This window comes from Cupriavidus sp. 05N39, from assembly GCF_056397325.1.
Window position 1 is genome coordinate 1 of the sequence record NZ_JBFTNE010000425.1, and the last position, 355, is coordinate 355.

Annotated in this window: 1 protein-coding gene; it reads right to left on the reverse strand. The window is 66.8% G+C overall.

Features of this window, described 5'->3' with window-relative positions; genetic code table 11:
* A partial coding sequence (locus tag AC1DN0_RS42020; protein WP_477146748.1) for a hypothetical protein occupies positions 1-355 on the reverse strand: 355 nt, incomplete at both ends.

Genomic DNA, 355 nt, shown 5'->3' on the forward strand with positions numbered 1-355 from the left:
CCACCTGCTGGCGGTCGGCCGGGGTCTCGGCGCGGATGTAGGCCAACAGCTCGCGCGAGGTGGTGTACGGCGGTTGCTGGTAGCCCTTGTCCTCCAGGAAGCGCTTGAGCGCGCGGTTGAGCGCGGCCTCGCCGATCTCCTCGCGCAGGCGGTAGAACACCAGTGAGCCCTTCTCGTAGTGGATGTACTGCTGGTTCTCCACCCGCTCCAGCGGCAGCTCCTCGATGCGCTCGCCGCCGCGTCCGGCCAGGTAACGGTCCAGTTCGGTCTTCAGGAACTGGCGCATGTGGGCGCGGCCGTACGTCTTCTCCATCACCATCAACGCCGAGTACTGCGACAGCGACTCGGACAGCAC